Annotated in this window: 17 protein-coding genes and 1 pseudogene; 11 read left to right on the forward strand and 7 right to left on the reverse strand. The window is 40.5% G+C overall.

All coding sequences use genetic code 11. The features are described from left to right. Positions 1 to 14: 14 nt before the first annotated feature. The 4 genes from csrA to ACN0TF_RS07005 form a co-directional block, all read right to left on the reverse strand. Positions 15 to 191: a carbon storage regulator CsrA gene (gene csrA / locus ACN0TF_RS06990; RefSeq protein ID WP_417441321.1), complete on the reverse strand. Its 177-nt coding sequence runs from the start codon at positions 189 to 191 to the stop codon at positions 15 to 17. An 804-nt stretch (positions 192 to 995) separates the two neighbouring features. Further along, the gene (locus ACN0TF_RS06995) at positions 996 to 1,946 is read right to left on the reverse strand and encodes a hypothetical protein (protein WP_417441322.1); all 951 of its coding nucleotides are present in this window, start codon (positions 1,944 to 1,946) and stop codon (positions 996 to 998) included. An 81-nt stretch (positions 1,947 to 2,027) separates the two neighbouring features. Further along, positions 2,028 to 3,098, reverse strand: a complete 1,071-nt coding sequence (locus ACN0TF_RS07000; RefSeq protein WP_417441323.1) for an MrcB family domain-containing protein — start codon at positions 3,096 to 3,098, stop codon at positions 2,028 to 2,030. A gap of 22 nt (positions 3,099 to 3,120) precedes the next feature. Continuing rightward, positions 3,121 to 3,480: a hypothetical protein gene (locus ACN0TF_RS07005; RefSeq protein WP_417441324.1), complete on the reverse strand. Its 360-nt coding sequence runs from the start codon at positions 3,478 to 3,480 to the stop codon at positions 3,121 to 3,123. An 86-nt stretch (positions 3,481 to 3,566) separates the two neighbouring features. Between ACN0TF_RS07005 and ACN0TF_RS07010 the strand changes: the two genes are divergently transcribed. Beyond that, positions 3,567 to 4,685 (forward strand): DNA methyltransferase, encoded by a 1,119-nt coding sequence (locus ACN0TF_RS07010; protein WP_417441325.1) that lies wholly within the window; start codon positions 3,567 to 3,569, stop codon positions 4,683 to 4,685. Here ACN0TF_RS07010 and ACN0TF_RS07015 read toward each other — a convergent pair. Next, a complete protein-coding gene (locus ACN0TF_RS07015; RefSeq protein WP_417441326.1) occupies positions 4,682 to 9,022 on the reverse strand; it encodes a DEAD/DEAH box helicase in 4,341 nt (1,446 codons plus the stop codon). The genes ACN0TF_RS07010 and ACN0TF_RS07015 overlap by 4 nt on opposite strands. A 537-nt stretch (positions 9,023 to 9,559) precedes the next feature. Here ACN0TF_RS07015 and ACN0TF_RS07020 point away from each other — a divergent pair. The 4 genes from ACN0TF_RS07020 (at position 9,560) to ACN0TF_RS07035 (ending at position 17,690) form a co-directional block, all read left to right on the forward strand. Beyond that, positions 9,560 to 13,405 (forward strand): RNA-directed DNA polymerase, encoded by a 3,846-nt coding sequence (locus ACN0TF_RS07020; protein ID WP_417441327.1) that lies wholly within the window; start codon positions 9,560 to 9,562, stop codon positions 13,403 to 13,405. An 85-nt stretch (positions 13,406 to 13,490) separates the two neighbouring features. Beyond that, the gene (locus ACN0TF_RS07025; RefSeq protein ID WP_417441328.1) at positions 13,491 to 15,086 is read left to right on the forward strand and encodes a VPA1262 family N-terminal domain-containing protein; all 1,596 of its coding nucleotides are present in this window, start codon (positions 13,491 to 13,493) and stop codon (positions 15,084 to 15,086) included. After that, a complete protein-coding gene (locus tag ACN0TF_RS07030) occupies positions 15,079 to 15,702 on the forward strand; it encodes a hypothetical protein (protein ID WP_417441329.1) in 624 nt (207 codons plus the stop codon). The genes ACN0TF_RS07025 and ACN0TF_RS07030 overlap by 8 nt, the downstream gene beginning before the upstream one ends. Beyond that, positions 15,699 to 17,690 (forward strand): hypothetical protein, encoded by a 1,992-nt coding sequence (locus ACN0TF_RS07035; protein ID WP_417441330.1) that lies wholly within the window; start codon positions 15,699 to 15,701, stop codon positions 17,688 to 17,690. Before ACN0TF_RS07030 ends, ACN0TF_RS07035 begins: the two co-directional genes overlap by 4 nt. Before the next feature lie 313 nt (positions 17,691 to 18,003). Here the strand turns inward: ACN0TF_RS07035 and ACN0TF_RS07040 are convergent, their stop codons facing one another. Next, the gene (locus ACN0TF_RS07040; RefSeq protein ID WP_417441331.1) at positions 18,004 to 19,374 is read right to left on the reverse strand and encodes a hypothetical protein; all 1,371 of its coding nucleotides are present in this window, start codon (positions 19,372 to 19,374) and stop codon (positions 18,004 to 18,006) included. Positions 19,375 to 19,750: 376 nt separating this feature from the next. Between ACN0TF_RS07040 and ACN0TF_RS07045 the strand changes: the two genes are divergently transcribed. From ACN0TF_RS07045 to rpmG, 4 genes and pseudogenes are all read left to right on the forward strand, one after another. Further along, complete coding sequence (locus ACN0TF_RS07045; protein ID WP_417441332.1) at positions 19,751 to 20,047, forward strand: hypothetical protein; 297 nt, start codon at positions 19,751 to 19,753, stop codon at positions 20,045 to 20,047. Positions 20,048 to 20,204: 157 nt separating this feature from the next. Beyond that, a pseudogene (gene radC, locus ACN0TF_RS07050) lies at positions 20,205 to 20,600 on the forward strand (RadC family protein); the annotation flags it as partial. A gap of 182 nt (positions 20,601 to 20,782) precedes the next feature. Then, positions 20,783 to 21,019 carry a 50S ribosomal protein L28 gene (gene rpmB / locus ACN0TF_RS07055; RefSeq protein ID WP_011233504.1) on the forward strand — a complete coding sequence of 79 codons (237 nt, stop codon included), beginning with the start codon at positions 20,783 to 20,785 and terminating at the stop codon, positions 21,017 to 21,019. Between the two features lie 11 nt (positions 21,020 to 21,030). Continuing rightward, complete coding sequence (rpmG, locus tag ACN0TF_RS07060) at positions 21,031 to 21,186, forward strand: 50S ribosomal protein L33 (protein ID WP_006953863.1); 156 nt, start codon at positions 21,031 to 21,033, stop codon at positions 21,184 to 21,186. Positions 21,187 to 21,249: 63 nt separating this feature from the next. On the opposite strand, the gene ACN0TF_RS07065 is transcribed toward rpmG, so the two are convergent. Further along, a complete protein-coding gene (locus ACN0TF_RS07065; RefSeq protein WP_417441333.1) occupies positions 21,250 to 21,867 on the reverse strand; it encodes a 2OG-Fe(II) oxygenase in 618 nt (205 codons plus the stop codon). Positions 21,868 to 22,025: 158 nt separating this feature from the next. On the opposite strand from ACN0TF_RS07065, the gene ACN0TF_RS07070 reads away from it, so the two are divergent. Together ACN0TF_RS07070 and mutM are read left to right on the forward strand one after the other, a co-directional pair. Continuing rightward, positions 22,026 to 22,493, forward strand: coding sequence for a hypothetical protein (locus tag ACN0TF_RS07070; RefSeq protein WP_417441334.1), 468 nt, complete (start codon positions 22,026 to 22,028; stop codon positions 22,491 to 22,493). 15 nt (positions 22,494 to 22,508) lie between these two features. Further along, positions 22,509 to 23,321: a bifunctional DNA-formamidopyrimidine glycosylase/DNA-(apurinic or apyrimidinic site) lyase gene (mutM, locus tag ACN0TF_RS07075; protein WP_417441335.1), complete on the forward strand. Its 813-nt coding sequence runs from the start codon at positions 22,509 to 22,511 to the stop codon at positions 23,319 to 23,321. The last annotated feature ends 2 nt before the right edge of the window (positions 23,322 to 23,323 follow it).

Here is a 23,323-nt window from a genome sequence, read left to right on the forward strand (position 1 = left end):
TTGAAAATCACTAGTTATTCATTTTCCGATTCTGATTCTATGCGGAGATAAATCTCTTCTCGATGAACGCCAACGTCTTGAGGGGCTTCAATTCCCAAACGTACCTGATTTCCCTTGATACCAAGAACAGTAACACTTACTTCGTCACCAATTTTTAGAGTCTCGCCATTTCGACGAGTAAGAATAAGCATATCGACATCCTTTGTTAAAAATTATAGCTTATCGAAGCCTAGAGAGAATAGAAACTAATTGGAGCAGCTAACGTTATAGTCGTACATCGATAGTTTATAATTTCTTACATCAGATATAATTCGCTCGAAAATTTTAAGAGAGTTAATCTCACTATCTATACTGTTTACTTTTTTAATGTCATAGTTTATCAAAAGGTTGTTGTCTAATCCGTTTTAGCTTCCGCGATATCCATATATTTCAGGTTAACGATCACTGCTTGCTCATAATAAGAAAGGCAGAAGCTGGGTGTCAGATATAGCTAATTTAAAAGCTATGGGGCTGCTGTTTAGCCTGGCTTACAACTATAAAAGTAATTAACATTATATGCACTAGATTTAGGAATACACAAGAAAGTATCCACTTTAGCCAGTTGATTGACATGTTATCTAGTACCATTAGAATACATAAGCTAAAGGTTAGAAGTAAGAAAACAATTGCGGCTCCATAAAGATGAAAGAATATAGATAGGTAACCTTCTTGTCGCCATTCTTCGAATGCAGGATTCCGACTGACAGTGAATAAATAAGCTCCTATTGCTGCTATAAAACCTGTCATTGTTATACTAAAAGTCGTAACGAAACCGAGAATAACTGGTAGGTTACTAGGCATAATATAGGGAAATAGCGTGGCCACTCCTAGGATATAAACTAGCCCGTTATACAGTCCGTATACGCCACATACAAAGAGAACTGTAAAAAGCCAAATAGCCGCCTTCCAGTACGTTTCTTCTTTGTCGCTGAGCATCGTCATTAAAGAAGTCCCACCTAATATGATCCACTATTCGTTAGCATAGACCATTTATCACAAACCGGTCCACTATGAAGCTTTGTAGTCATTGAATTAAAATAACTATCACAGATACTATTAACAGACTGATTTTTTGATCTTTTTTCTTCAATCTGATGCTCGATCGTGGTTTTTAATTTAGGGTAGATCACATCATAGATAACAAGACTATGATCTAAATACATGTCTTTAATATTCTCAGCCAGGGAGTTACGCTTACCCCTAAAATGGGCGCGAGCAAATTCACTACTATTAGTATCGGATTCGAGAAGGTTTAGCAAAGGCTTGATATCGTCTTCAATCCCTTTGTCACCTGTATTTGTTCGTTTAAAGCTAATTTCAATTTCTAGGTTGTTAGCAACCTTACCGTTAGTTAAAAACTTTTTTAACTTAGTCATTTGTGAAGATCTACTATCCAGAATGATGTCCGCCTGAGATATCATAGCTAAGCTCTTGACTTCTGAACGTGATATCTCAGATATTAAAGGCTCAAGAGAAATTTCGTAAAGTTCGTCTGAAGTCAATCCATTTAAAACTTCATTCAAGTAAAACTGTAGGTCCTCAAAGTTAGCACCACCCTGGGAAGATGCAATACCGACAATCGGTCGTGACTTATCAATAAAAATATAGGTAACTTTTTCTAGGCTATCTCCGCCTATAACCGTACTTAAATGATTTATTCTTCCTGAGCTTTTATCAAGAGTTCTATATTGGTGTAGATCTGTTGGTGTCATTAAGTAAAAAATGGAGTTATATTGTCCAGCTTTTGCAAAATATAATTCTTTATCCGTCTTGTCATTAGTTTTTACTAGACAATTTTCATTCTTTTGGTATGTACAAAAGGTATCAATCACGTCTTTAACGCAAACCTTCCTTCTTTCGCCTTTTTTTTTAAATTTAATGGTATAAGTAAAATAATTTAGCTTCATAAAACTCCGGCTCTTGGCCAAATGCATTAGTTTCCGATAGTGTTTCCAGCATATATTGAAAAATGATTTACTAGCAAACATTTAAATGTATAAAGAGATCAATTGTTCTCTTGATATATGCAAACCTCTATGCTCTAAGCCCGTTTTTCGTATTACGAATAGTGCTTCTATAGCCTCTATAAGCTCTTTTCCGCCTCCATGGTGGAGTAATCTATGACAAGTTGGGCATAGGGCAACGATATTTTCAGGTACATCTATGTTAAACGTAAAATCATCTTGGTAACTTAACGGAACCAAGTGATGGGCTTCAACAAAATTCTCACCGCTGCTTTTGCTCTTAAAGGTCTTATGAGCGGGCTCCAATTGACAAAGGTATCCTGAGTTACGAAGACTAATTGAGGAAACGGCAACATTCCTTCGCCGGCTACCTGTATTAGAAAACTGATTTGGACTAGGCTTTGGAAGCGGTCCATCAGGTAAGTAGCACTGATGAGCTTTCTGAATATTTTTCTGAAAGGAGTCCTCAGTCTCAATCCCTATCGTGGTGAGCAGAGTTGAGCCATAGTACTCAACCAACACTCGATAAATAGAAAGAAGAGAGACTAAGTACTTATCGATTTGCGACCAAGAGAAGAGAGTGTTTACTTCAAAACTTTTACCTATAATATGCCCGGCTTCATATCCCTTACCACGTTCAAGACTGGCTCCTAAATCAGCCGAAACCTCGTAAGTAGAAAAATCATTGATTAAATGCTGAAGTTCCTCTCTAACAGAGCAAGCTCTATCCTTTAATGTTCTAAATTTCTCCGTCCTGTTCAACTTTTTTCCAATCGGTCTCTCGAAGCCTTGGTTTAAGCTTAATAGAATTCTCTTCATGTCTTCCGAAAACAGAAGCGCGACGTAGTAACCACTTTTCGCTGAGTTTGTGACTCTGGCATCCATAAATGTAACTAAAGGGATTTTGGGATAACGGTGATTTGGCTGGGCGATACATCCTTTTATTAGAAGCTCTTCACTACCCTGCAAAGCATTTTGAAAAGCAGTAGGCAACTCTTTCGAAAAAATCTTATAAAACTTATCGTTACTTGCAACAGTTTTGCCCTCTGTATAGGGGATATAGTCTCTACTTATTGCCTTTACAGTATCAAGCATGCTCGTTCCTTTAAGTTAACTATTACCGAACCTTAGACATCCAGTGTGCTGTATGCAGTAGCTGGGCTATAGCCACGGCAGACTCTTGTGAACCATCCCAAACACTTTTTAAAGCATCCATGATGACCGTGCAATTCTCAGGCTCTACGTCTTTCTGCAAACTCTTAAGGGCTACGCCTTCATTGTTAGTAAACTCCAATCCCAAAAAGTTGAATATTTTCAACAGCGATCCAGAATCCACCTTTACTAGATGCCCATTAATAGCCTTGCTTACCATATATTTACTGACGCCTGTATTGTCTGCTATATCTTGGTTTTTTAAGTTCAGATCTTTCATTCTCGACTTTAAAGAGTCAGCAATAGTTGTTGATTTACTACTCATAAAAACACCAATTATTGTTGAAATTATTCAACTATTGTTGTATAAACTTAGTTATGTTTCAAGGGAAAATTTAAATTAGAATATTTATGAGCAAACTATGTTACTTAAAGGAAAATGCGCTTAATTCCATTTGCCCTTATTTCACTATGTTTCCACTCGAGTACCCAATAAGACACTTGAAGAAGTTTAAAATGGGTAATCCAGTGGTAGTGGATCCTTTCTGCGGTCGAGGTACGACATTATTTGCAGCTAGAAAGTTAGGGCTTAATGCTTGGGGGATAGATACGTCTCCAGTTGCAACCGCTATAGCTAAAGCAAAGATGGCTAGTTGCTCTAAAGCGGATATATTAGAACTCGCGCGAGAACTCTTACAAAAGACTCCTAATGACGTACCGGAGAATGAATTTTTTAAAAGGTTATATTCCTCGTCAACTCTTGAAAGCGTTTGCGCGTTACGCGAAGGTCTTTTGTCAATAAATCAGGAAACAAATGCTTCAATAGTTCTCAGAGCTTTAACTCTAGGGGCATTGCATGGACCTTTGAATAAGTCTATTGAGAATTCTATATACTTTTCAAATCAAATGCCTAGGACTTTCGCATCTAAGCCCGACTACTCGATCAAGTACTGGTCTCAAAAGGGGCTCTTTCCGCCAAAAATAAATCCAATCGACGTCCTGAAAAGGAAGTTAGACAGGATTCCGACTTTTAATCATTCTTTAAACGGAAGTTATCATCAAGTAATAGAGGGAGATGCACAGTTAGAGTCGACAACTAACCAAATTAGCGATGATTTTTCGCTCGTCATAACGTCCCCTCCTTATTATGGGATGAAAACGTATGTGCAAGATCAGTGGTTAAGAAACTGGTTTTTAGGAGGGCCGCCAATAGTAGACTATACTTCCGGCCCTCAACTTGAGCACAAAGGTACCGAAGGCTTTGCGAAGTCGCTCGGAAAAGTTTGGAGCAATATGGCAAATTCTAAAGCCAATAATTTAAAAATGTTTGTGAGGTTTGGCATAATTCCCTCGGCTAAGGTAGATGCAAAAAGTCTCATGCATATGTCGTTAGAATCTTCGTCAGCTAACTGGCGAATTATATCCACTCGGAGTGCTCACACAGCAGAAAAAGGAAAGCGGCAAGCGACTCAAATGCAATCTAAGTCTAATGCCGCAATTGAATACGACTTTCATATCGAGAGAATCTAGCTACTAATACTGTTGGATCTCCAGTGCAAGGTAACATCCCTTGTCATATCGGCCGCGTTAACTTGGTAGTGAGTAGTGGCATTACAGTACTGGTATACATAATTTTTAATTGCTCTTGAAGTAATGACCACATCTAAGTCATCGGGTAAATGGTGAACCAACTCTTCGGATATGAACAGAACGGCTTTGCATTCGGCCCTAGAGATAGCAACATTGGTTCTATTCAATTGCAATAGAAACTCTTCCTCTGCTTCGATAATAGATGGGTCGCCAACTCCAAACGCAACTAAAATAATATGTCGTTCGCCACCTTGGAAACGCTCTACTGTATCAATGGCCTCAACTATTAAAGTCGGATCATGGTCTGGAAAGAAGCCCAGTAGTTTTCTAAATATTAATGACTTCTGTGCTTTGTGCGGAGTTACAATTCCGATTACCTTTTTCCAGAAAACCTCCTTGGATAGGTTAGAAAAACTTGATTTTTCATCAATACTAGGCTCTGCACTTACATTGCGCCAAGCATAATAAACATACTCTGCTACAATAGCCGCTTCAAACTCATTAGCCTGTGAACTTTTCCCATCTGGATAAGTTACAGCGGCTACTCTCTTTTCAGGATCTAGTGCTGATAGATAGAAACTCTCGTCGCTGCTGCAATCCGCCTGGGGATTAACAACGATACGCTTTAATTTCTGTTTAGCTTGTAACGTATCTTTATACCCAATATAGTGGCCAAAGTTAACTATATCTTGATTAGACCTGAAGTTAGTATTCAATGTTTGAGTACGAATATTGAACCGTTTTATTAGGTATTCTTGGAAACTCCCAACAAGGTATTCCGCTCCTTTAGGCGGGCAGGCGGCGTGAATCGGGGGCATTTGAAGGTGATCTCCAAATACATTCAGACGAGCATTACTTGATAAGCTAGTTAATACTAGAATGGCATTCGCAACATCAACTTGTGAACATTCATCAATAGCTATGTAGTCAAAGAGCTCAACATTAGAAGATTCTTCAAGCTCAGACTTCAATTTATGTACACTTTGAGGTGTAGCCACTGTGACCGTAATCTTTCCTTTTTCTCTACCTTTAAGCGAAGCGGCTAACTCACCTAACTCTTCGCCATCGCTTAAACATCTTTGGCCACCAAAAACCCGAATGTTTATATTCTCATAGTCATTTCGTTTTTCAAAAATTGATTTCCAAATCCCACCAGCTCTGTCTGACGCTAATAAATTAACCTCAATATTTAAACTCTCACCGAGAGAGTTAAAAATGGGTAATAGGCGAGCAACTAAGACTTCACATGCTCTATAAGTGGGTCCAGTTATCAGCATCCTACTTGAATCCTTTTCAATAGCCGATAGCTCTGCCTCTAAGGAAATTATATATTTAGCAACATCTGTTTTACCCGTTCCCGGAGGTCCCCAAACAACTGATAGTTTCCTTGTTAGGGAGTTAATAATCGCTTCTCGCTGATTCTCTTCAAGAGGAAAAGCACCATGGCGAGCCTCCATATCTCTTAGACTATCCTTAACTTGATCAATATTGTTTCTTACTGTAATTTCAGATAGTTTATCTGCTATCCAAAGAAAATTGGCAGCTGGTGTAACAACGCTTCTACCTGGATTTTTCTCTTTTGTAATACCTTGGGCAAGTAGAGCTTTCTGATCCGGAAAGGCTATGGGAGGATTACCAATATCAGCCAAACACTTTTTTAGTTTTGGAGTTAACGTATCCGTCGAGGTACCCAAGAGTGAAAAATTTTTTGATAAGTCTATGTCAGCTAGATTTTGAATTGAAAACGCGATATCTTCTGCTTTCATTGATGTATACTGAATGGCTATATATCCATCGACTCGATCAAATTTAACTAGTTTAATTCTTAAAAATGATCCGACCCTCATGTTAGGGTAGATCGAGTGGTCGATACTGAGGTTTTCGGGAATATTGCCGTCGAATATCTTTCCGAACTTATCCTCTGGGAAACCCGGAGATTGATCGGGTACGATGGTTAAAAAAGCGTCACCTTCTTTGATTTTAGAGTTCTTTGAATCCTCAGAAATTTTATATAATTTTTCTCTACTACGGCGTAACCCCCAGCTTTCAAACTTCTCTTGGACAAACTTCGGGTCTTCCACTTCGTTCAAAACATGTATAGATTTATAAGAGGCTTCCAGCTCGTCTGCGGAACTAAAATAGCTTTTCTTGTTATCTATATTTTCAATACTTGCACAAACTTCGGAAAATGCCATCCAAAGTTTTGAGTCTTGTGCCATTTTGTTATAGCTTTTCGCATCTCTCAGCTTAATCGGGGCTGCTTTTACTTTGAGTTGTTGCCTCAAATTAGCCCTTAGCTGCTTTGTTATCTTTTCAACTCCACTTACAAGCGTACACATAGTTCTATTCAGTTTGTCATAAACTTCTTTATAATGTGGGGAGTCATTTTTATTCCAAATCTCATATATTCTTTCTTTTGGAATAGCGTCAGAAAATGGATCGCAATAATAGTCACTTACCTGAAAAAACTTTTGCTCATTTTCGGGTAGAATGGACTTTGCGACATTCAATATTGTATATGAATAAGGTACAGGGAGAGCCGCCATTTTCTGAAGACATTCTTTTACGAATGAGATCACTGGAACACTAGTTAACTCGGGGTGCTTATTCAACTCTTCAGGAGGAAAAAGCCATGATAATCCTTTAAAAGACTTGTCTTCCAATATTCGCCATAGATGCCTTCCTATAACCTTTGTTAAGAACTCGTATTGCCTAGGTTCCCAAAAGTATAAATGTGTAGTCGAATTCTTAACTTTGCTTGGGTCATTATATTTGTCTCTATTATTAGTATATTCGAAAATACTTTTTAGTTTGATTAAAAAACCCTTTAAGGCCTGAAACTCTTCTTCAGCTGTATTTTCGAGAGTCGTATAAGCTTGAGGCCTCCATAATTGGTAGTTCCCTTGAGATAATTGCTTCTCTCTATCAGCCATATAATCACGAGGTTCACTCCAGGAAGCGGACGTTGAAATTGATGATAATGTTCCAGTACTAGCATCAAAGTTAACCACTACGTATATACTACAATTTGAAAACTTCGGAATTTCAGTACTCACTCTATGTGAATTAAAAGTCGTTCCTTTCTCCAAAGAGCGAGCTCTTTCCGGAAGAAAGTCACGCTCTTTTTTCAAAGAAACGTGAGCTTTAAAAGCATTACTTTGTGGGTTCAATGATGCTAGCGTTGAACAACTTTGAACGTTCTCATCTTCTAGGGTCCGTCTCATACCCTTAGTAATAAACGCTATCCGGCTTAGGTGATCTGTATTTTTTGATTTCAAATGACAATGGTCGCATCCAACTTTTTCTTTATGCTCTTCTTTAAGCCAAGGTTCATATGCTAACCAATCACACATAGAACAAGATGCTTCTATATGCCAATCTAGGCTTCTCCAATCCAACGTACCGATCACTCTTGGGATATCTTTCAATAAAAATTTTCTTAATGTGATAAGGAACTGGTCGAAAGGAATAGGAGCTAGCTCGTTGTTAATAAGTTCAAGCTTTTCAGTTTCTTGAGCTTCAAGAATGAAATCCTGATTGTAACTTGCTTGATTAGTAACACTTCCTTTAACCCAGAGTGCACACTGGTCAGTCACCACATACTGTTTGTGTAAGTTATGAAAGTGAATCCAATTAGAAATCACCAGGGTATAAAGAACTACTTCAGCAGCATAGCTAGGATTGCCATGTTCCGAGTTTTTAACATCTATAACTGAAAGCCTAATTCGCTCATCATCGCTATCAATTGGCTTCGTGGTACCGTCGACAAGAACCTCGCTCTGAAAGGGGTTTCCACTTTTGTTTATGACTTCTTCGCTACTTAAAACTCTTAGGATATCGGGCCGAAAATCAGCTAAAGTAGGTAAGGTTTTAAATGCGTTATCCTCAGCTTTATAACCTATGTTTACGTAGAAAAATTGATCTAGCTGGTCTGTTTTTATCGGGGTTTCAATTAAGAACGAACCTACGTCCAAGTTTCTTTCCTTCAGCCAATCGACCAACTTTTCGTTTGAAGGTTCATGACTACTAGATTTTAATAATCCATCTAACCTATAAGTTTTATCGGGAAACATATTAGATAAAAGGTCGTACTTGGCTTTTTCTAATTTTATACCTTCGGCCATTGTTTGAGCTATTTGAGGCCTTGCCTTTATCGGTTCTGGTACAGCATCTCCGTTCGGGAAAACTTTATCACTTCGATATAGAGAAAATAATAAAAATTTATCGCACTGTGTTCTAAAATACTGAGAAACTGTCTTTTTTTCCAGTCTTGCCATTACTAAATTCCTTTCAATATCACTGCGAGGAGCTATCAGCTTTTTTTGCCCATAGAGGGCAATTTACACTTTATAAATGAGTTGATAGAAACACTTTTAGCTCATCTTATTATGCTTATTATATTAATATACCGATATATACACACTATGACTACAGTTTAGGGAAGCGATTTCGTCTTTAGTTGAATGGGCAGTGATTTGCTAGAAACCTCATAACTTGTCCTCTGAAATTTCAGTAAGTAAGCGCGCTAATAAAGTGTTAATGAAGTAATGAGTTGTAAAGTCACTTCTGTTAGGCTGGCGATGCTTCAGATTCCACTTCATTCTGTAGAAACAATTTACTAGAAGCCAAGGCGGGCAAGTGCTTTAAGAGTTTCAGTAAAGCTGTAGTGATCTAAACCCTTCAAAGTTTTGTCAACCAAAAACTAGTTAGATAGAGAGCGTGCCAAATACTTTTTGCTATTTAAGCCTTAACATAAGCCTGTATTCTGTGTAGTTTTAAGTTACAAATTAAGTTAAGCAAACGGACTTATAGCAATGAAATTACTGCGTGAGAAGTACTGGAAGTTAACTCCTTCGATGGAACTGCTCTCAGATAAACTAGTTCTTACACAAGCATGGAAAAAATCTCACGCCTATATTCGTGCTCGCAATTGGTATGCCGACACCTTAGCTCTAGATGTTTCAGCGTTGACCATAGAGGAGTCTGTTGAAAAGTGGAGCAGAGACCTAGGTCCGGGTCTTAATACTCACAAAGTAGAGTTGATACTCGCAGGCAAAAGTGAATCGTGGGGGTTTGATGGAGATGAGGGATGGCAGCCAACTGGACTAATTAAACGAGCGCACGAGTCATCATCTAACTCAAAAATAAAGGCTCGTGAGGATCGTCCGCCGTTGAGGCCTCTTTCCCACTTATCTGTAAGAGATCAAACATATGCCACTGCAGTTATGTTATGTGCTGCTGATTTTGTGGAGAGTAGACAAGGGGAGTGTACAGAAAATCCATTTGTAGACCGACAGAACCAAGTTTACAGTTATGGCAACCGCCTCCTATGTGATTGGCGTACTCCTCACGATGCCTGGTTTAGGTGGGGGAACTCTGAAACTTATCGAAAATTTTTTGTTGACTACCAGAGCTTTCTAAGTCGATCTAGTATAATTGGTCAGCATGTCCAGAAAAGTGCTTCCGGTGGGCGAGAAGTATATGTAGTAAGCTTGGATTTAGAGTCCTTCTTTAACTCTATTGATTTGGAGCATTTAAATAACCTTCTTCAGGAGGTGTCATGTGGTGAAGCACAAGGTATTGATAGTGATTTCTGGTCTACAACAAAGAGAATTTTGACTTGGAAGTGGAATGATAAAGAGGTTAGAAAAGCTGAGAGTTTAGGGCTAAAAAATGTTACAAAGGGACTACCGCAAGGCTTGGTTGCGGCTGGCTTTTTTGCAAATGTTTATATGCTCAATTTTGATGAAGCTATATCTTCTAAGCTAAATCAAAGTGTAGGAAAAGAGAAATCTATTTGGCTACATGACTATTGCCGTTATGTTGACGACTTGAGGCTTGTTATCAGTTCGGACATTAGTGATACAGAGCAGTTAAAAGATATTATCGATGATTTTGTCAGTCGCCTATTAAAAAATACTTGTAATGCAACATTAAAAATTAATAAAGATAAGACAAAAATAAACTCTGTTACTGATTTAGCGAACGCTAGCAGTATATCTAACCGATTAAAGGCAGTTCAGCAAGACCTCAGCGGCCCTAATGATAGAGAGAGCCTTGAAACAACATTAGGTATTCTAGAAAACTTTTTAACAACACCGACTGTAAAAAGCGAAAAAAGCCATGTTTTATCTGACGAACATGAGCAGCGTTTACTCTCATTGACTCAATACGATCATGACGTTAGAGCAGACACCTTAAAAAGGTTTGCTGCAAATCGTCTTGAGTCAGTTGTTCGAAAAAAACGACGGATATCCTCATCAAGTGATAGTGACACTAACGCTCAGTTATTGTCGGAAGCTGAAAATGAGTTGCTGGCTAAAAAGCTTATCCATGCTTGGACAACGGATCCTTCACTAGCGCTTTTGCTCAGGAAGGCAATGGAAATATATCCGGACGCAGAATTGTTCGAGCCAATACTGCAAGTGATATTCCAGCGAAGTTCATTTGGTAAAAATCCACTTATGAGAGCGCGAAAAAACAAAAATGAATCAATTAACCAGTATGTAATGGATTTTTTGCTAGCCGACATGTTCCGCTGCGGAGTTGATTTTGTTTACTATTTTGACAAAATGGATTTCCCCTCCAGTTTAGAGCCTAAGTCGTTACTAGAGCTTTTAGCGAGGTTTGCTGTAAAGACAGTTAACAGTAGGCTTAGGAATGTTTCCTTTGTTAACCGGCAAGCATTAATGCTTTTGGCTTCTGTGAATCGACCGACTTTAGCTAGTAACATTAAAAGAAATATCGGCACTCGCGAATCCTCGGTTGAAGGGCTTCAAGAGCTCACTCTACAAAAAGAACTTCTTCGAATTTTATCTGGCTTAGACATAAAGTACCATCGCCAAACCTCAGTTTTATTTGAGATTGCTAGCCAAATCACAGGGCATTACGATAGTTATTCAAGACGATTTTTAGAAACCGCAACATCTCATGAAAACGAAGGTAGTTTTCACATTAAGCTTCTACCATTCGCAAAGAGAGGGGGCTTATTTTGGGATAATATTTGGGCTGATTTGGAAAAAAATCGGAATGATTACGGTGAAGCTTTAGAAAACCTAAAGTGGGCTAGGCCGTGTGGCTCTCAAATACTTTTAGGTAAGAAGCAATCACTTTTTAATCTTATTACGTCGGAAAGTCATGCTTTCGAATACGAGCAGTCGCTTATAAAGCTTGCAAAAGCACTATTTGAAAGATTTTGTGATGAAGACGATTTTAACCCCCCTCCTTTGTCAGATATTATTGTAGCTCTAGATGACAACTCCAACAATTGGAACACCCTTTACCGCCCCTCAAGTGACTTATATATAGAGCAGAGTAGAAAAAAGCTTAAAAGATCCGTAGATCCCCGCTATGCCATACCAGAATGGATAGATGATACTACAGAGAAGCGGCTAGTATATTGGATTGGAATGGTATTAAGAGCGGCTGCCCTTGGCTCACCAGATTATACTGGTAACCTTTGGAATAATAGCAAAATAGCTGCATACCGGGGAGTTAAAGCCACATGGTTTAAACGGCGTATGGCCATGATGCACTCACCTGAATCGATTATTGGTGAAGATGCAACTATTTCTGATTGGTTCTCAGAGTTCTTAATGAAGTGTCTCCAGTGGCCTGGTTTCGAGGTAAATAAAATCCAGCATTCAGATATCGCCAGTGCAAATAATATATCGGATGTTATTTCTGTTATTAAAAATCGGATTAAGAAACTAGACTCATTGTATTGTGAGATCTCTGATACACCTGGTTTACCGACTAGAATAGGTCCAAACCTAGATCTGAAGAACTTTAGAATAGTCACAGTTCAACCGTTACTTCCTAAGCCGGAGTGGTTTATAAACGACATGAAGCTTGACCGCTCGGAAGTTAAACCCTTACACCGTGAGCATATTGCATCCGTCTGCAGCTTAGTTTTAAAAACGCTAGAAGCAAAATCGTTGGCGACAGGAACTAAAGATGAACGCTTTGCAAACATTATAGTTTTTCCTGAGACTTCCGTTCATATTGATGACCAAGACTTAATAAGAAGTTTGGCAGACAAAACTAAGTCTATAATATTTGCAGGAATGGTGTTCACTGAGAAAGATAGCAAATTAGTAAATTTTGCTAGATGGTTCATTCCTAATTACCGAGGGACCGAACGTACCTGGATGCTCCGTGACCAAGGAAAACAGAATCTTATACCATTTGAAGTCTCGAATGGAGTAAACCCTTACAGACCATGTCAGCATTTTCTCGAAATGTTTGATCAAAACAATGAGTCGCGTTTGATTACCGGTGCGATTTGCTATGATGCCACGGACATAAAGCTCTCAGCAGACCTGAGAGATAAGTCTGACCTGTTCATTATTTCTGCTTATAACCAAGATGTGGCGACTTTTGATAATATGGCTAAAGCTCTACATTGGCATATGTATCAGCATGTGGTTATTGCTAATACAGGTATTTATGGTGGCTCCACCATTCAAGCTCCATACAAGCAGTCCTACGATAAAATAATCGCACATGTTCACGGAGCAGGCCAAATTGCTATAAATATGGCGGATATTGACCTTGGTGCATTTACTAGAAGTTATACAAAGTATAAAGAAATTAAGTCACAGCCTGCAGGTTTCGAACGTGATCAACGTCAATCAAGCTTTAGCCTTAAAAAGAGGTAACGGGCAATGAGCGGAATATTTCTTACTTACCTGAATTGGGTTCGTTAAATGATGACAGGGTATTTTCTGAAAGCAGGAGCGTTAAGTGTTAAAGAATGACTTCTATTCAGCTGCTGTAATAAGGTTGGTAACTTTACAAAAGAGAAGAGGCCAGGCGGGTCAGTTACTTTTTGCAACTATATCACTGCTTCCAAGGGGTAGGCCAATACCGTATCCAATGAGTGGGATAGATAGATGCTCTGTCGGAAAAACCGGTGAAACTGTTTTTTTCCGCCGCACCCTTATGAACGTTCAAGAAGCAATAGACTGGTATCGAGGACTTGGCTCCGGTGATGAGAAGTCTCCTATTCCTTCCAAGCAGGAAGAGCGCAGTGATAAGTACGATGGAATTAAAATTGAAGTATCGGAGCTGTCAGATGACCCTGCGTGGCCTCATTTAGGGCTACCGATTGAGAAGGGGCTATTGACTCATTTTTCTGAGCGAAGCCACCCGGCCCCTTTTATCGGCAATCACTCTGCGCGGATTCACCGACGTTTCGGTAATCCTAACGGTTTTGATTCATTGCTAGCTGATGATAAGGCTGTTGCCTTTATTTCTAGGCGTATTCACCTCAATGTTCGACTTTACAGGGAGTACCTCGGGAGTGCGGCTTTGGTAGCCCCTGATCCTGTTCTTCAGCAAATTGACTGCTTTATGATCCCTGCTTCGGGGGAAAGAGGTGAACGTATTTTTTACCGGTTTGTTCCCCGTGCTGGTGAATCCGTTGAAGGTTTGAAAGTAACTACTTTCGATGAACAGGGACATTTACTAACAGACTTCAAAACACATAATATTACAGAGAGTGGCATTTTAGATATTGATAAAGGCTATTGCATTGGCTCATACGGCTATGTGGTGTCTCATCAAGAGCATGGGATTCTGGCATATAGCCCCCCCTCTCGGTTTATGCGCCAGATGAATTTTTCGATGCACGCAAGTACTCGAGAAGTTAGAAAAATTAGTGTTCCAATTAATGAGTCGGATAATGCTCCTCGAATTGAATACTCAGCAGCCCCATCTAAAACGCCTATTTCCCAGAGTATAATAGGAAAAACGCCAAACATACCGAACAACAGTGGCCGTGTCACCGCTGCAGAAGCATATCGAGATAGTCTTGCAAGAGCAGAGTACTACGGTCAGCGCTGGTTTTCTGATGGCTCTCGCGAGGAAGCTATGCGTTTTATTCAAAGTGAATTACGACAGGCTAAATCAAGGGTCATCATCGCAGATCCTTACCTTGCAGGTTTGCAATTAGGCCAGTTTTTATATGCTGTTAACCCGGAAACGACGGGAGTGACCCTATTAACCTCTAATCTTGCGTTTAAGTCTAGAAAAGAAGAACTTTCAAAAATTGATAATTTCGACGAGAAGCTCGCAGAATTAGAGAAATTTGGAAAAATCACAGCAAATGTACATGTACTTCTGTCACCTATTTTGCATGATCGTTTTATGGTCATTGACGATTCGGTATGGTTTCTTGGGAATTCATTGAATACCTTGGGGGATAAAGCCTCTCTCATCGTAAAGTTACCCAACCCAAATGAGGTTATTGAAAAGCTCAAAGGTATGCTAAAACAAGCCGCTTCATTTAAAGATTATAAAAGCGCTCAGCTTAAGACTAAAAGACGCAACGATGATTAGTAAACTTTCCTCTCGAGTTTCGCTTGCGCCAGAGGCAGAGCGACCATTTCCAAACAAAGAAATTCTTTGGGGGTCACAAGAAGGAGGACAGTCACTCTTTCCTACAACCGCCGCTGCTTATGAGCGAAAGTATTCTAGTGACGCTGTACCACTTGAAAAATTTTGCCACGCAGTGGCAAATGCCCAAGAGCGAGTGTGGATGGTTGATGAATACTTACTGATGCCTGATAGAGGGAATCCAGTAGAACGAATTGATAAAATCCTAGAGTGGCTACCTTTATGGCTTGATGCGAGTGACATTAGGCTACTGACGAAGCCTCATCAGGAAATTAGTAAAGATGATCTGAGAAGGTTTTACAATCATGCTATGGCTATAAACAGTCATGATGTAAGGCGCACTAAAGAATGCCGCATTGAAGTTAGGATGCACCTTACTAAGGATTGTGACTTTGTCCATGATCGCTTTGCTATTATTGATGACGAGCTTTGGCATTTTGGTGGAACTGTCGGTGGGTTTCATTCTAAGGTTAGCGCTACTAGTCGCGGATGGAGAGCAGAAGATCACGGTGCCATCAGGTTTTTTGAGGAAATTTGGGATGCTGGTGTTAGAAAATGAATAACAAATGGCCACTCGAACGTCGCAATGAAAAGGTAGAAGCAGGTTCAAGTCCGTTGGCTAAAGGTGTCCCGGACTTTGTAAGCTTAATAAATGTAATAGATGAAGCTGAAGAGTCAAGTTTTATTGAAGTAGTAAACTGGATTGTGAAGCAAGGGGAGAGCATCTCTGAATTAGAAAAACGAATCGTTGAATTTGCGGATGAAATTGAAGTTACCCTTGAGGAAGAAAAACCTGCACTTATGGCGCTAGCTTGTGCTGTAGCTCTTGCGAGGAATCCTTCAATCGACACTTGGATTAAAGTTAATGCGCTAAAATGCGAGTCATGTGAGATTGAAAGTTGGCTGAGTGCAGCCATGGTAGCGTATGTTGAAATATATCCCCCAGCATGTGGTCCTTATAATTCACTTGCTAAAAGTGTTTTTTCGGCACTAGATAATTTTTCATTAAAATCTAAGTCAGAGCGTGTGAATAAAGAGAGAGAAGGGGTTTGGTTCTATTGGAATGATAGGCAAGATAAACTAGAAGAAGTCTGGTTTGGGTTGAGGAGCTGGTCAGGTTTTATTAACTATAGAGAGGAACTTCCATTATTCGAGGTATTCTACAAAATCAGCCCGCATGAATTCATAGCTACAATATCAAGATCCACAAATCCTTATTTATTGAATGCATTGTGCTTAGCAGCTGGCATAGGAGCATTTTATCCAAAGTTCTCCGAGTGGAGAAATATAATTGGCGCTGCGCCTATTGCTTTTGAGGCGAATGGAGAATGGAATGGTTCTGTTCTGTTACCTCTACTGCTTGTTGAAGCTCGCGATCAATTATTACAGTCGCGAGACCCCGTTGGTCCAAGTTTGACTCATGACGAGCACGATGGGCTTGAAAGGGAAATAAAGAAAACAGCGAAAAAAATAGTAACTGCTTTGGCGGAACGTAAAGATTATTTAGTTATCTTCTCTCGTTGGTGGCCTTGGCTAATGAGACAAATTCTAGCAAGTACCGAAGAAGAGTTAACCGATGTTAAGTCTTCGGCGTTTTCGGATAATGTGCTAATGAACGAGATTGGTGAAAAGCTTAAAGGCAAGTCTATATCTCAAGTAGTTTCGAGTAGTGTGCCTTTATGGGAGGTATGGTGCCATTATTGTGCTCTAGCATTTTTTTCTCATGAAGAACATATTCAAACTCCAAACTGGAAAGTTTTTGTCGACGAGTGGAGACTTTTACCTGAGGACTGGGGGGGCGATAAAGGTAAAGCTTTACGTGATCACTCTAGGTTAATTATAGCTTCAAATAGAGAGACTCCCGGGATTGCTGTAAACTTGCTTGCCTATCCGATTGCGCAATCCTCTTTTCCATTTAAAGTATGGGACGATCTATGGAATAACGCTTATGTCTTGCGTGAAATTGTTGAATTCGGGGACTTGGATGCAATTGAAGATGAATATAGCTCACGCTCGGAAGCAGGCCGCCTCTTGCTGCTATTATTTAAAATAGGCCTAGCAATATTAGACCAAATAGCAGTCGAAAGTCCCGATGAAGACAGTATCGAAGCGAGAACTGCCGCCAAACTATTTAATACTCTTTACTTTGCTGCAAGTGAAATGCGAGAAATCGATAGTACTTTGAATCATGACAAATGGTTTCAAATGGTGCAGCACTTAGTGATTAGGAGAGTTATATGGGAGCCCGCCTTTAAAGACGAAGGTACTTCGTTAAACTTCCAAGTTTTCAAATCAGAAGATGTTCCGACCGTCTCATACAGTCTTTTAAAAGAAAAAAGTGACCCAACAAGACTGATAGCCATTTTACAATCTCTTTTGCTCAATACTGAGAGTTCACGGTTAAGAAATGAACTCAGTTCAGCATCAATTGATGTTTCCGTTATTATAAAGTCGATAAGATTGCTGAATGAATATCACCCAAATAAGTACCCTGTTGATAAATCAGAGTTAAGCAAAATAGAAAAACTTCTGGGGGAGGCCAATTAACATTTGGCTTGTAAATGAGTGATGAGGTAAAGACGGAAGTCGAGCGACTAATAGTCGTAAACAGGCCTCATAAATTTACAGAAATACATTAAAGGTCTTAGTTTTTGAAAATCTAGTGTTGATTCTCAAGAAAACAAAGAGCGTTAGTAGTAGCGAAGAACGGTTTTATTTTGCGATGGGCATCTAACTATGAATCAAAGGCGTAGCGGGTGATTAAGAAGACGATAAATCACCTGCTACGCATACCCACAAATAGTAATCGTTATCTCTTTGCTCGTTTTGATGGACATTGGGGCATTTCTTAAAGATTTCCTTACCCTTTCATTTCTTTTTTAACGTTAGTTGAATCCCCAGAGGAAGGCTTCTTCTGCTCTTCATCAAGCCCCACAACAATTTGTTTAATTGCTCGATCTCGTTTTGGTTCACCCAAAATCATGAAAGCTGCGACTTGAAATGCATCCATGTCATCCTTTTGAGCTATAACTCTTTGATATGGGCTTTGTTGGAGGTATGATTCAATGCCGGCTATCATAGCATCATCTTGCTCCGTGTTTTCTCGACCTTCGGTTTTATCATTAGCAGGGGCAATACCTCCACCTGGACCTCCATCGTCTGGAAGTGGCGATATATCCCTTCCGTCGCCGATTAGAAATCCATGTTTATGGAAAATAGGTAGGAAGAACTTTTCTGACTCTGCAACATCAGCAGTAAATAAACCAGAGAATAGAGCCAGCGCTTGGTCTATTGGTGGAGAAGCATGCGCATGTTGCCTTATTCCCCAACAGTTGATAGACGACAAACAAAACATTGATAAATGCCTTGTGTTTTTCATTCGTTCTTTTTCAACAAATTCGAACTCATTGTCTGGCCAATCCGCATCAAGAAAGTTATTCGATGCTTCATATTGGTTCCGAAACGATATGGCTGGTTTAAATAGGATTTGGAAGTCTCGTATATAACTTCGTTGGTTGAAGCATAATGCGCGATGATATTGGAAATGCCAGACGCAAAGGCGTTCCCATCGGGTGAAACTAATGACTCTGTGCTTAACTTCTTCATTGGTTAGAAGTCTGTTATCCTGCGAACCTGCGCCCTCCTCTAGCAAATTAAACAGTTGCATTTGGTAAATGACACCTTTAATTAGCTTAGAGTAAATTGGCCAAGTCTCGTTTACGTGAATTGGCAGAGCCTTTCTTTCTTGTAACTCTAGTAGTCTCAGTACGAATATTATGATAACCGCTGATGCATCAGCTTCATAGTCAATCTCATGTAGAATGTTAGGCGCAAGAGTGGATAACCCTCTATGGTTTTGTTCACCCATTCCTTGGCAGCGGTGAACTATTTCGTGAACAATAAAGTTATCTACAGTCTCGATTAATTCATCCTGGTCTAGTTTTCCTTCGTTTGCCATGTGAACAAACATTTGTCGCATTTCGTTGCTTAAGAGCAATCTTGCGGGGCTTCCCACTTGCTGCCCTCTGATATCTATCCGTCCACTACCGCCGGAGCTAGGTTCATCAGACACGTCGTAATGGAAACCATTTAAGCTGGTTTTAAGTTCATGACCAAACCAAGCAACAACGCCTATAACGAATTCATTTGGTATTTTTCGCCCGAAGTTAGAAATAATTTTAGCTCTTTCTTTAATGGTGTCATTTATCTGTTTTAGGTTGAATTTTGCCATTATTATCTTCCCTAGTCTGGTAGTGACTGGCCTCCAACAATACTAGTACTTGATTTTAACTAATTCCAGAAAGCTTAAAATCGAAACTATTCTTACCGATTTTATCGGAGGCAAGGCCTTAATAAGAGAGATGTTTCGGTAACTTTCAACGCCTGTATTATGATAACCGCTATGGTTCATGCCGGAGTCAGATCCGCGTCTTTCCTCTACTCTCACCACTTGTAACCTAGGTTCACTTTTTCCGCCTAGCGTTTCTTGAACTTGCTCTTCCTAAGGGGGACGGTAAGTATCAGAGCTGAGGACTTTCAGATTTATATGATGAACTGTAATATCCGTTGCAAGAGCGTAATTTATGCTAATAAAAAGGAGAGTGCACATGGGACGAATCCGCCAGCACTGTTTAGATCAAGTGAAAAGTATAGCTAGACGAAAAGGTGAGTCATTTCCGATAAATATTGAAATAACCGACATACATGGAGTTACTATAGCCGGAGGAGAATTTCACAATGATGGAGAAATTACAGTGTATAGTAATCCGAGTTTAGGTATTAAACATCGTCGCTATGAGAACCCAAGTGCAATGAGGCAGGATATAGTGGCTTCAAACCGTCCGACCTATAAGTATATTAAATATAAAGGTAAAACGCTCAGTGATTACGGAGTATCTGGTTAGTTCTATGCGTTATCTGGAAAATGTTACGCAGAGGGCTCTTGGATTGATAGACTTGCGACTTGAAAATCATAAAAGAGCCGTAAAATCAATTTGACATGTTGACTGTAAGTTAAAAATGTACACTTTCACTTAAAAGTGTACATTTTCAATTATCTTTAAAACTTACATGGAGCGTTCAGACGGCTTTACCGAACCTACCATGGTCAAAGACTATTTAACCTCGCAGCTGCGTCATCAGGGCCGCGAAGTCTTTGCTATTTTACTGCTGGACAGCCAGCACCGGCTGTTACGTTACGAAGAACTGTTTCAGGGCACCATTAATGCCGCGCCGGTGTATCCACGTGAGGTAATAAAGCTGGTTATGCAGTATAATGCGGCAGCGGTTATCCTCGCACATAATCATCCATCGGGTGTTGCAGAGCCCAGCCAGGCTGACCAGAGAGTCACCGAACGAGTCAAAAAAGCCCTGACTTTAATTGATGTGGCGTTGTTGGATCATTTCGTAGTGGGCGCCGGCGATCCAATTTCTTTTGCAGAGCGCGGATTGTTGTAGTTTTGTACTGGCGGTTTGGTTAAAAATCACGTAAAATCCGCACCGAACGATCGATGACGATCAAATTTCCGTCGTATAAGCTTGATTAGAAGGGCAGTTTGCTGTATAAAATGCGCCCTCGGATTTATAGGCAAGGTCACGTTGGGCGACAGGCGAGCTTGCAGCAATTTTGGAGTAAAGACATGTCACAAGTATGCCAAGTTACAGGTAAGCGTCCGGTAGTCGGTAACAACCGCTCGCACGCACGCAATGCGACTAGACGTCGCTTCCTGCCGAACCTTCAATCGCACCGCTTTTGGGTAGAAAGCGAGAAGCGTTGGGTTAAGTTACGCATTTCTACTAAAGGTATGCGTATCATTGATAAAAACGGTATCGATACGGTATTAGCGGATCTCCGCGGCCGTGGTGTTAAGGTTTAAGGAACTAAATTATGCGCGATAAGATTCGTTTAGTGTCATCTGCTGGTACAGGTTATTTCTATACCACAGACAAAAACAAACGCACCATGCCAGAAAAAATGGAGATCAAAAAATTCGATCCAGTGGTTCGTAAGCACGTGATCTTCAAAGAAGCTAAAATCAAGTAATTGGTTTCAAAGCTTACAAAAAACCCAGCTTCGGCTGGGTTTTTTATTGGGTGGTGTTTGAGTTTATCGTGGTGGGTCAATAATGCCCGAGATGCTGGCATTAATACGGAACCAGCCGGTAATGCTGAAGCGGTCACGTTCCGAGCGTTGTACTTCATGCACAAAGCGGTCGCTTAAAAATACCACTAAACGCCCTTGTTTAGGCAGCACGGTTTCCAGCACCTGTCCTTTGTCGCCATAAATAACCAATTGCCCGCCGTCGGTTTCCTGCCATTCCGGGTTCAGATAAAACACGGTTGTGAGCACTCGGTTGCTTCTGCCTTTAAACGCATCCAGATGTTTTTTATAAAACGCCCCTTTAGGGTAATGCGCTAAGTGGCACTCATAGTCAAACAAGCCAAGAAAAAGTTCGCGGTTAAATTCGTGGCGTAACTCGTCCATAATGCCGAGGTAGTCTTTATGACGTGGCTCTTCGGACGTTAGCCAGTAAATGCGGTCGTTACGAACCATGGTATTAATGGTCTGGTTTTGCTGGCGGCCTATACCTGCCAGGTTCCAGTATTGCGCGGGTAATTGCAGAGCATATTGATACAGAGCCTGCGAACGCTGCGGCTGCAGAAAATCATCGATAATGCAGTAGCCGTGGTCGGCAACTTTGTCGATAATATCAGATAGCACCATAATGCAATAAAGCTCCGTACTTTGTTGTCGCGCGAGAATATAGGGTATTCTGTCTCCAGTAACAAGGAATACGGCAACAAGAAGATTATTCGACACGTTAGCACAAAGAGCCCAAGCCGATGAAAGTGAATGAGAAGCGAAAAATATTTGGACTGACTATGACCCGAAGGGCGTGGAATAACGTTCTGGTATACGTGATATTAATTATCATGGTGGTGTTCTGGTATGTCGCTCCGCCGGTTAAAGAAGAGGCGGCTGACAGCATCGCGAAAGAGGCTGAATCGGGCGAAGTCATTGGCTTAATACCGAATGATGGAAACTTGAGAGCAATACAAATTGACCAACTGAAGTTAGCGCTAAATGACGGGCAATGGCAATGTCAGTCTCCATGTCGTTTATCGGAAAAAGCGTCCGCCAGCGTCGCTGAAAATTGGTTGGCATTAACCATGACGCCAACCGAACAGTCAGCTGAAAATTTGATAACGGAAATTTATTTTGGTTTTGTCGGGGGCGAAGAAGCACGTGTTGAGTTATACGCAGACCCCGAGTTGATGATCCGTTTGCCAAATCAACAACAGAATTATCGTGTTATAGAATTTACTGCCAGTCAGTTATTGGGCCATTAAGGACATTTTAAGTTTATGCCAGAGTTACCCGAAGTCGAAGTCAGCCGTTTAGGCATTTCTCCACACATTGAAGGCCGCACAATTAAGTCGGTTAAGGTTCACGATAAGCGCCTGCGCTGGCCGGTCCCTGAAACTGTGCATCAGGTCGAAGGACACGTGCTGCGTTCGGTTAGCCGCCGTTCAAAATATTTGTTGTTACAGACAGATAATGGCTGTCTGATATTGCATTTGGGTATGTCGGGTAAGCTGCGCGTGGTTCCAGTCGAAACAACTCACTACAAACATGACCATATTGATATTGAGTTCGATAACGGCCAAACCCTGCGTTTGAACGATCCGCGGCGTTTTGGTGCTTTGCTCTACAGTGAAAGTGATGTGAGCGGGCATGAACTGCTAAGCCAACTTGGCCCGGAACCGTTAACCGACGCGTTTAATATCGACTATTTATTTGAACGCTCACGCGGGCGTTCGCAGTCGGTGAAAACCTTTCTTATGGATAATAAAGTGGTCGTGGGTGTTGGCAATATTTACGCGAACGAAGCTTTGTTTAAGGCGGGTATAAACCCGAAACGGGCCGCCGGGAAAATCAGTAAAGCGCGCTACCAGAAACTGGTGCCGATAATAAAAGAAACTCTGGCAAGTGCTATTGAACTGGGTGGTACTACCTTAAAAGATTTTACTCAGGTGGACGGTAACCCGGGCTATTTCGCTCAGAAACTTCAGGTTTACGGGCGTGGCGGTAAGCTTTGCATGGTGTGCAGTAACCGGTTGAAAGAAATTCGTCTGGGTCAGCGCAGCACCGTGTACTGCACCCAGTGCCAGCGCTAGTT

It is taken from the genome of Idiomarina sp. (assembly GCF_048265525.1).
In the GTDB taxonomy this organism is placed as follows: Bacteria; Pseudomonadota; Gammaproteobacteria; order Enterobacterales; family Alteromonadaceae; genus Idiomarina.